We start from the raw sequence: 9,231 nt of genomic DNA, 5'->3' as shown, positions 1-9,231 counted from the left end.
TGTGTATATAAAAATAAATTTAATTGTCAATATGTTAATTAATCAATTGATTATTAATGTTATTTTTAAATGTATTTCATTCTGTTAATAAATAAATTACTGATAAGCTAAGGTCTAAGCCTTATTATGGAATTATGCGTTTTTGTTGGTAAAAAATTAATTTTAGTGAGAAAGTACTGGAGTCAATAAATTTCGGCATGTATAATATCACCGCAATATTTTATCTTTTTCCAAATTCTGCCTGGTGAGATATTGCTTATGCTACGTATAAAGAAAGAAGCGCTAACATTCGATGATGTATTGTTAGTTCCCGCACACTCAAATGTATTACCCAATACGGTTGATTTATCTACTCAACTAACTGCCGCGATCCGTTTAACTATTCCTATGCTTTCTGCTGCCATGGATACCGTGACTGAATCAGATTTAGCCATTGCATTAGCCCAAGAGGGCGGAATTGGTTTTATTCATAAAAATATGTCAATTGAGCGTCAGGCAGAAGAAGTTCGCCGAGTTAAAAAGTATGAAAGTGGCATCGTTATCGATCCAGTTACTGTCACGCCGGAAACCACCATTCGTGAAGTCTATGAGCTGGCTGAACGCAATGGTTTTGCGGGTTATCCGGTGGTGAATAATAATAAAGAATTGGTGGGTATCATTACCGGTCGTGATATCCGTTTTGTCACCGATTTGGATAAACCGGTTACTGCAGTCATGACAGCTAAACCCCATTTGGTCACGGTCAAAGAGGGTGAATCCCGTGATGTGGTTTTGCAAAAATTGCATGAAAGGCGTATAGAAAAAGCCTTGGTGGTTGATGATAATTTTCACCTGTTTGGTATGATTACAGTAAAAGATTTTCAGAAAGCTGAACGCAAACCTAATGCATGTAAAGATGAGCAAGGTCGTTTGCGAGTTGGAGCCGCAGTTGGTGCGGGTGGGAATAATGAACAACGTATTGAAGCATTAGTCGCGGCCGGTGTTGATGTGTTGTTAATTGACTCTTCTCATGGACATTCGCAGGGTGTTTTACAACGTATACGTGAAACACGGGCAAAATATCCAGATTTGCCAATTATTGGTGGTAACGTAGCAACAGGCGAAGGTGCTAAAGCCTTGGCAGAAGCAGGTGCCAGTGCGGTGAAAGTTGGTATTGGTCCGGGTTCTATCTGTACAACCCGAATTGTGACTGGTGTTGGTGTACCTCAGATCACCGCGATTGCCGATGCGGTTGAAGCGCTTGATGGTATGAATATTCCAGTAATTGCCGATGGCGGGATTCGCTTCTCGGGTGATATTGCTAAAGCGCTAGCTGCGGGTGCTTCATGCGTTATGGTTGGTTCAATGCTTGCTGGTACTGAAGAATCTCCAGGCGAAACAATCTTGTTTCAGGGACGCTCTTATAAAGCCTACCGAGGAATGGGATCATTAGGTGCAATGTCGAAAGGCTCTTCCGATCGCTACTTCCAAACCGATAATGCGGCCGACAAATTAGTTCCTGAAGGAATAGAAGGCCGGGTTGCTTATAAAGGATTATTGAAGAATATTGTTCATCAGCAAATGGGCGGGCTTCGTTCTTGTATGGGGTTGACGGGGTGTGCCACGATAGATGAATTAAGAAGCAAAGCAGAATTTGTACGGATCAGTGGTGCGGGCATCCAAGAGAGTCATGTGCATGATGTTACCATCACCAAAGAATCACCTAATTATCGTTTAGGTTAATTATTTTAGCGGTGGTTTTTTCACTATAAACCGTCAAATTACTATTAGTTTTTGGAATTATTTTTAGATGACAACTGACATTCATCAATATCGAATTTTGATCCTTGATTTTGGTTCACAATACACGCAATTAATAGCACGTCGTATTCGTGAAATTGGCGTTTATTGTGAACTTTGGGCATGGGATGTTTCCGAAGCACAGATCCGTGAATTTAATCCCAACGGCATTATTCTTTCTGGCGGACCGGAGAGCACAACCGAGCAAAACAGCCCACGTGCATCGGAATATGTTTTTCAGGCCGGCGTCCCGGTATTAGGTATTTGTTATGGCATGCAAACGATGTCTATCCAATTAGGTGGGCAAGTGGAAGTGTCTGGTGAGCGAGAGTTTGGCTACGCTCAGGTCTCTATTCAACAATCCTGTGAACTATTTCGTGATATCTATGACAGCTTAAGTGCAGAGGGTAAACCACTGCTTGATGTGTGGATGAGTCATGGCGATAAAGTGACTGCTATCCCAACAGATTTTAAGATTATCGCCAGTACCGATAGCTGCCCATTTGCTATTATGGCAAATGATGAAAAACGTTTTTATGGCGTCCAATTTCATCCTGAAGTCACTCACACACATCAAGGTGCGGCTATTTTACAGCGTTTTGTATTAGATATTTGTGGTTGTAAAGCGCGTTGGACTGCGGCGGCGATTGTTGAAGATACGGTACAACGCCTAAAGGCACAGATTGGTGATGATCAAGTGATTTTAGCGCTATCCGGCGGTGTGGATTCATCAGTGACTGCGCTATTACTCAATCGTGCTATTGGTAAACAACTCACTTGCGTTTTTGTTGATAATGGTTTGTTACGCTTAAATGAAGCTCAGCAAGTTATGGCCATGTTTGCTGGTAAATTTGATCTTAACATTATTCATGTGGCTGCCGAAGAGCGCTTTCTTAATGCATTGGCGGGCATTGATGAGCCAGAATTAAAGCGTAAAACGATTGGTCGTGTTTTTATTGATGTATTTGATGAACAAGCCGCTAAACAAACGCAAGTAAAATGGCTAGCACAAGGGACTATTTATCCTGACGTCATTGAGTCCGCTGCTTCGGCGACAGGTAAAGCACATGTCATTAAATCTCACCACAATGTAGGCGGCTTACCCGCGGAAATGAGAATGGGTTTAGTTGAGCCATTAAAAGAATTATTTAAAGATGAGGTGCGTAAAGTAGGCCTGGCATTAGGACTTCCTTACGACATGTTATACCGTCATCCATTTCCTGGCCCTGGCTTAGGCGTGCGGGTACTGGGTGAAGTGAAGAAAGCTTATTGTGATCTCTTACGCCAAGCAGATGCCATTTTTATTGAGGAATTACATAAAGCCGATCTTTATCATAAAGTCAGCCAAGCCTTCACCGTTTTCTTACCGGTGCGCTCAGTTGGTGTAATGGGAGATGGCCGCAAATATGACTGGGTTGTATCATTACGTGCCGTTGAAACTATTGACTTTATGACCGCCCATTGGGCACATTTGCCCTATGATTTTCTTGGCCGAGTGTCAAATAGGATCATCAATGAAGTCGCCGGTATCTCTAGGGTAGTTTACGATATTAGTGGCAAACCCCCGGCGACAATTGAGTGGGAATAAAAAACACATATTAACCAAAATAACTTCACCCTAATAACCCAGTAAAACACATTTACTGGGTTTTTTATTAGCCAATACTTTTATTATTGTTATTTTTAATTAAAAAGTAATTTAATATTTTATTTATAATCGATACAAAATACCTATTTAAATTAATTCAATTGATTTCAGCGATATGTTACATAAGAAATTAATTTGAGAATTTATTTAATTATCGGTTTTACTGTTATTAAATATTTAATGTTAAATATAAAAATCGTATTTATTGAACATCTATAACATTATAATTGTATTATAAAGCGGCTAAAAATCATTACTATTTATTTATATTTATTAATTAGTTCTTAAAGATGCTGTAAGTATTTTTTAAGCATTAACTAATTATTTTAAATTGCTATCGCGCTGGTTCTGGGATGATAATTTTCTGAGCTGTTATTACGTTTATTACTCATTATTTCTTTACAGAAATAAAAATTATTGATCAAGGAGTAAGCGAAATGAAAACAAAATTACTGTTGGCTATGTTAGCGTTACTGAGTGCCTCGAGTTTTGCCAGTATCACCACTGATATTAAACCAATGCATGGCTATATTGATAACCCAGCTAGTCGGGCTTATTTATGTTCAATGTTGGAAAACAAAAATTGTGGTCCTATTCAGTATGAACCGCAATCGGTTGAAGGACGAAAAGGTTTTCCACAAAGAGGGCCAGCGGATGGCAAAATAGCCAGCGCTGGTGTTGGGATGTTTAAACAATTAGATGAACAATCAGTAACGCGCTGGACTAAGGTTAATATGAGATCAGGTGAAAATGTGTTTCACTGGACATTAACTGTCCCACATAGTACCACTGGCTGGGAATATTTTATTACCAAACAAGACTGGAATCCTAATGCACCATTAAGTCGCACTGCGTTTGAATTAAAACCCTTCTGTTCACGATTTGATGGTGGCGCAGTACCCGCCCGAGAAGTTACCATGAAATGCAATGTACCTTATCGTACTGGTTATCAAGTGATTTTAGGTGTCTGGACCATTGCAGATACATCAAATGCCTTCTATCAAGTGATTGATGCCAATATCAATGTTCGCTAATTTTAATTAGCTAAATATTATTATTTTTAATAGTTATTCTAATATAATTAACTTTATGGTAATACAATGATTAATAAATATATTTCTAATGGTACGCGAGCTGAACCAGGCGAATTTCCCTTTTTTTGTGCATTATGTCTTTCTGATTCTGCGGATATTGATAGACATCGCTGTGGTAGCGTTCTTATTAATAAACGCTGGGTATTGAGTGCAGCACATTGTATTGAAAATATCGATATTGCTAAACTTAACGTTTATGTTGGTATGGAACACTATAATCCGGGTGCAATTTATCAAGATAAAGTAAAAATTAAACGGATTATTTGTCATCCCTATTGGCGTAATCCACCCTCTGACCTGGATGTGATTTGTCCTCCGCCATTTAATGTACCCTATGATATTGCATTACTTGAGTTAGCCCGTGAGACAATTAGTAATGATTTTGCCAGTATTAATGGTATCAATAAACATCTAAATTTACCTGAAGGTACTGAAGTAACTGCGATTGGTATGGGTGATACTGAATTGGGGAAAACATCTGAATATTTACGAAAAACGATTATTTCGCTAGCCAATCCTAAACAATGTATTGAAGTCCCTGAGGGTTATCCACCGACTTGTCATAAACCCGCACTGCATATTTGTGCAATTGGTAATAATACCGCAACCGAAGGTGGCGATTCGGGTAGTCCATTATTAGCTAACGATGGTAACAACACGGTAGTAGGTTTAGTCTCTCGTACAATAATGCAGTCGATGGAATTTACCAGAGTAAGTTATTATAGTGATTGGATCCTAAAAAATATTAATAAGTAATTTTATCGATTTTATTATGTAAATAAAACAATTCATACCATTAGGATGTTTGTTTAACAAACCTGGTGTAGTCTACTACCAGGTTTGCTATTTTTTGTTTTTAACGTTTTCTACCACCCAAAATACCACGAATAATTTGAGTACTTATTTGCCGTACTGCAGATTTAGTTGCTGTTTGCACTAAACCCTCTTTTTTACCTCCTCTGGGGCCGGTTGAGCCAAATAGGAAATCTTTTAAGCCGCCAACAAACCCACTATCTTCGGTATTTTTTGTTGTCTGATTTGCTTGGCTACTAGCTGTTATCTCATCGCTGGTTTGATTTGCCAGTTTTTCATAGGCTGATTCACGATCCAACATTTTCTCATACTTGCCATAAATATTTGAATGATTAAGTAACTGGCTACGTTCTTCGCTAGTTAAAATTCCCATGCGTGAATCTGGCGCAATAACGAAAGCCCGTTGAACAATGTTTGGACGTCCTTTTTCATCTAAGAACGAAATTAATGCTTCACCCACACCTAGTTCAGTTATTGCCTGTTCGGCTTTAAATTTTGGATTTGCTCGCATCGTTTCGGCTGCTGCTTTAACGGCTTTTTGATCCCTTGGCGTAAAAGCGCGTAATGCATGCTGAACCCGGTTGCCAAGCTGTCCTAGAATATTATCCGGAATATCAAGGGGATTTTGTGTAACAAAATAAACGCCAACGCCTTTTGAACGGATCAGGCGAACAACCTGTTCGATTTTTTCCAGTAGTGCAGTCGATGCGTTAGTAAAAAGTAGATGTGCTTCATCAAAGAAAAACACAAGTTTCGGTTTTTCTACATCGCCCATTTCAGGCAAACGTTCAAAAAGTTCCGATAATAACCATAATAGAAATACTGCGTATAGCTTTGGCTGATTATAGAGTTTGTCTGCGGCAAGAATATTAACCATTCCTTGACCATTCGAATCGGTTTTGATCAGATCGACGATATCAAGCATAGGTTCGCCGAAAAAGTAATCAGCCCCTTGCTGTTGAAGAGTTAATAAACCACGTTGTATGGCACCGATTGAGGTAGCGGCAATGTTACCATATTCCGTTTGAAATTGTTTCGCATTTTCACCGACATATTGAACCGTCGCACGTAGATCTTTCATGTCAAGCAGTAGTAAGCCATTGTCGTCAGCGATTTTAAAAATAAGTTGTAATACACCACTTTGCACATCATTTAAATTCATTAAACGTGATAATAGTAATGGTCCCATATCTGAGATGGTTGCTCGTACCGGATGTCCAAGTTCGGCAAATACATCCCAGAAAGTGACTGGGCAAGCAGCGGGATGCCAGTCTGTTACGCCAAGCGCTTCCAGGCGTGATTGTAATTTAGGTGTTAATACACCTTTGGCACCAATCCCCGAAAGGTCACCTTTTACATCAGCCATAAAAATCGGCACCCCAATTTGAGAAAAACTTTCCGCCATTTTTTGTAGCGTTACCGTTTTGCCTGTTCCTGTTGCACCGGTAATTAATCCATGTCGATTTGCCAGCGCAGGCAAGATGGCTAATTCAGTTTCACTATTTTTAGCGATGACAAGAGATTTTTGCATCTAAATTAATCCTCTGTAGTCGGCATAATGGGTATAATTTTGTTGCCAGGCTCGTTAGCAGATTTTCGTTAAATATTTAATTACCAGACAGAACAGTTAATGCTACGGTTGAAATATGATCAATTAATAAAAAATTATAAAAGAGTATAGGGTAAAGATAGCTGATGGTGGTGTATTTGGTATTTTAATAATAAAAAATTCAGTAAATTCTGCCTGATAAAATATTCTATTGGTTAGGGAGAATTTTGTTTGACAATTAATTTAATTGCTGCTGAAAAATTCTCCTGTAGGGTGATTAAAACCGATGTTTTACCGCTTCAGCCAGTATAGACAGCAATTGTTCCGTGTCCTGCCAGCCCAAGCAAGGATCGGTGATTGACTGACCATAAATAAGGGGCTTACCGGCAATGACTTGCTGGGTACCTTCTACGAGAAAACTTTCTGCCATAATGCCCGCGATCGCTTTCGAGCCTTTTTGCAGTTGTTGGGCAATGTTTTTAGCCACGTCTATTTGGCGTTGATGAATTTTTTGACAATTACCGTGACTAAAGTCGATAACTAATTTTTCAGCTAAGCCTAATTGGCGTAACTGACGACAGGCAACGGCAATATCTTCAGCGCTATAATTAGGCTGTTTTCCTCCCCGCATAATAATATGGCCATAAGGATTACCTTGTGTTTGATAAACAGTCATTTGGCCATTTTTATTGGGCGATAAAAATACATGGCTGGCACGCGCAGCACGAATAGCATCAAGCGCAATATTAATATTCCCGTCAGTACCATTTTTAAAACCAACTGGGCAAGAAAGCGCCGATGCCATTTGTCGATGGATTTGGCTTTCTGTGGTTCTGGCGCCGATGGCTCCCCAGCTAATAAGATCGGCAACATATTGGCCGATTATCATATCTAAAAATTCAGTTGCCGTTGGCAGCCCAAGTTGGTTAATGTTAGTCAGTAGCTCACGGGCTAATCGTAGGCCTTTATTAACTTGGCAGGAATTGTTCAGATCTGGATCGGAAATTAACCCTTTCCAACCAACGACGGTTCGTGGTTTTTCAAAATAGGTACGCATCACAATTTCAAGATAATCTTTATATTCGACACGCAGCTTAGCCAGCATTTTTGCGTATTCAAGTGCTGCTTGGGTATCATGTATCGAACAGGGGCCAATAATCACCAACAGTCGTTGATCTTGACCAGTTAAAATTAATTCAATCGCTTTTCGTGACATTGTCACGTTTTCGATAATTTCTTTGGATAGCGGAAACGCATTGGCCAGCACTTGAGGCGCAATAAGGCTATCAATAGGTTGAGTTTTTAACTCATCTGTTTTATACATATTTATCTCATATATGCTTCAATGTAGCAGATCTTCTTGCTAAATAAACTAGCATTACCCTAACTGAAAATAAACCGATTCAAAGGGTTGTTTAAGATAGCGTTAAAATAATTAATGTTTCTCAGCTAATTTTAAATTATTAAAATATACGGCGGGTTAGACCGAATGTATCGATGACTTTAGCTGAGATCTCTTCAACAGAGTAATTAGTTGTATTTAAATAATGAATATTGTGTCTTCTAAATAAAGCTTCAACCTCAGTTAACTCTATTCGACATTGACGTAAAGATGCATAACGACTTTTTTCACAGCGCTCTTCACGAATAGCCGCTAGTCGCTCAGGACTAATTGTTAGACCAAAGAGTTTATTCATATACGGCTTCAATGCAGAGGGTAATTGCAAATTATCCATATCATCTGCGGTGAAAGGATAATTGGCAGCCTGAATAGCAAATTGCATGGCTAAATAGAGGCTGGTTGGTGTTTTACCACAGCGAGAAACACCCAATAAAATTACTTGAGCCTGATCGAGATTTTTTAATGATATGCCATCATCGTGTGCCAATGTATATTCAATCGCCGCAATTCTAGCATCATATTGATTTAGGTTAGATAATCCATGAGTACGGTTAAGCTTTGGTTCAGGTTTTAAGCCAATTTCTTGCTGGATCGGATCAATTAAAGATTGGACGATATCCTGACAACAGCCAGCACTTGTGGTAATAATTTTTTTTACTGTTGGCGAGATGATTGAGTAAAAAACCAACGGGCGAATATGGGTTTTAGAATAGATTTGATCAATTCTTTGTTTTATTTCTGTGGCACGTTTTTCAGTGGTGACAAACGGTAGTGTGTAAGAAGAAAAATGAAGTGGAAATTGCGATAAAACAGCATGACCTAGCGTCTCTGCAGTAATAGCAGTGCCGTCGGAGATAAAAAATACACAGCGTGCTAAATTTTTAGCGTGATGATTGTCCATTGGTTAATTTTCCTTTTCATTTTATTCTATTTTTAGAAAGTAAAA

7 protein-coding genes are annotated in these 9,231 nt (G+C 39.0%); 4 read left to right on the top strand and 3 right to left on the bottom strand.

The genetic code is table 11. The annotated features are described in order from the left end of the window. The first annotated feature begins 258 nt into the window (after positions 1-258). From guaB to G468_RS0108945, 4 genes are all read left to right on the top strand, one after another. A complete protein-coding gene (gene guaB / locus G468_RS0108960; protein ID WP_026822842.1) occupies positions 259-1,722 on the top strand; it encodes an IMP dehydrogenase in 1,464 nt (487 codons plus the stop codon). A 67-nt stretch (positions 1,723-1,789) separates the two neighbouring features. Then, on the top strand, positions 1,790-3,367 hold the full coding sequence (gene guaA, locus G468_RS0108955; protein WP_026822841.1) for a glutamine-hydrolyzing GMP synthase: 1,578 nt from the start codon (positions 1,790-1,792) through the stop codon (positions 3,365-3,367). A gap of 497 nt (positions 3,368-3,864) precedes the next feature. Next, on the top strand, positions 3,865-4,461 hold the full coding sequence (locus G468_RS0108950; RefSeq protein ID WP_026822840.1) for a lytic polysaccharide monooxygenase: 597 nt from the start codon (positions 3,865-3,867) through the stop codon (positions 4,459-4,461). 66 nt (positions 4,462-4,527) lie between these two features. Then, entirely contained in the window at positions 4,528-5,277 is a 750-nt protein-coding gene (locus tag G468_RS0108945; protein ID WP_026822839.1) for a S1 family peptidase, read from the top strand. 100 nt (positions 5,278-5,377) lie between these two features. Here G468_RS0108945 and G468_RS0108940 read toward each other — a convergent pair whose 3' ends face one another. The 3 genes from G468_RS0108940 to ppsR form a co-directional block, all read right to left on the bottom strand. Further along, positions 5,378-6,865: a helicase HerA-like C-terminal domain-containing protein gene (locus tag G468_RS0108940; RefSeq protein WP_026822838.1), complete on the bottom strand. Its 1,488-nt coding sequence runs from the start codon at positions 6,863-6,865 to the stop codon at positions 5,378-5,380. Between the two features lie 295 nt (positions 6,866-7,160). Continuing rightward, positions 7,161-8,207: a 3-deoxy-7-phosphoheptulonate synthase gene (locus G468_RS0108935; RefSeq protein ID WP_026822837.1), complete on the bottom strand. Its 1,047-nt coding sequence runs from the start codon at positions 8,205-8,207 to the stop codon at positions 7,161-7,163. Positions 8,208-8,346: 139 nt separating this feature from the next. Then, the gene (gene ppsR / locus G468_RS0108930) at positions 8,347-9,186 is read right to left on the bottom strand and encodes a posphoenolpyruvate synthetase regulatory kinase/phosphorylase PpsR (RefSeq protein WP_026822836.1); all 840 of its coding nucleotides are present in this window, start codon (positions 9,184-9,186) and stop codon (positions 8,347-8,349) included. Positions 9,187-9,231 lie beyond the last annotated feature (45 nt).

It is taken from the genome of Arsenophonus nasoniae DSM 15247 (assembly GCF_000429565.1).
In the GTDB taxonomy this organism is placed as follows: domain Bacteria; phylum Pseudomonadota; class Gammaproteobacteria; order Enterobacterales; family Enterobacteriaceae; genus Arsenophonus; species Arsenophonus nasoniae.
This window is presented reverse-complemented; position numbering and strand designations above follow the sequence as displayed.

Excerpts from the sequence above, each read along its gene's own strand:
- G468_RS0108935 (WP_026822837.1), bottom strand. The coding sequence starts at position 8,207 with ATGTATAAAACAGATGAGTTAAAAACTCAACCTATTGATAGCCTTATT.
- G468_RS0108945 (WP_026822839.1), top strand. The coding sequence starts at position 4,528 with ATGATTAATAAATATATTTCTAATGGTACGCGAGCTGAACCAGGCGAA.
- G468_RS0108950 (WP_026822840.1), top strand. The coding sequence starts at position 3,865 with ATGAAAACAAAATTACTGTTGGCTATGTTAGCGTTACTGAGTGCCTCG.
- ppsR (WP_026822836.1), bottom strand. The coding sequence starts at position 9,186 with ATGGACAATCATCACGCTAAAAATTTAGCACGCTGTGTATTTTTTATC.
- guaA (WP_026822841.1), top strand. The coding sequence starts at position 1,790 with ATGACAACTGACATTCATCAATATCGAATTTTGATCCTTGATTTTGGT.
- G468_RS0108940 (WP_026822838.1), bottom strand. The coding sequence starts at position 6,865 with ATGCAAAAATCTCTTGTCATCGCTAAAAATAGTGAAACTGAATTAGCC.
- guaB (WP_026822842.1), top strand. The coding sequence starts at position 259 with ATGCTACGTATAAAGAAAGAAGCGCTAACATTCGATGATGTATTGTTA.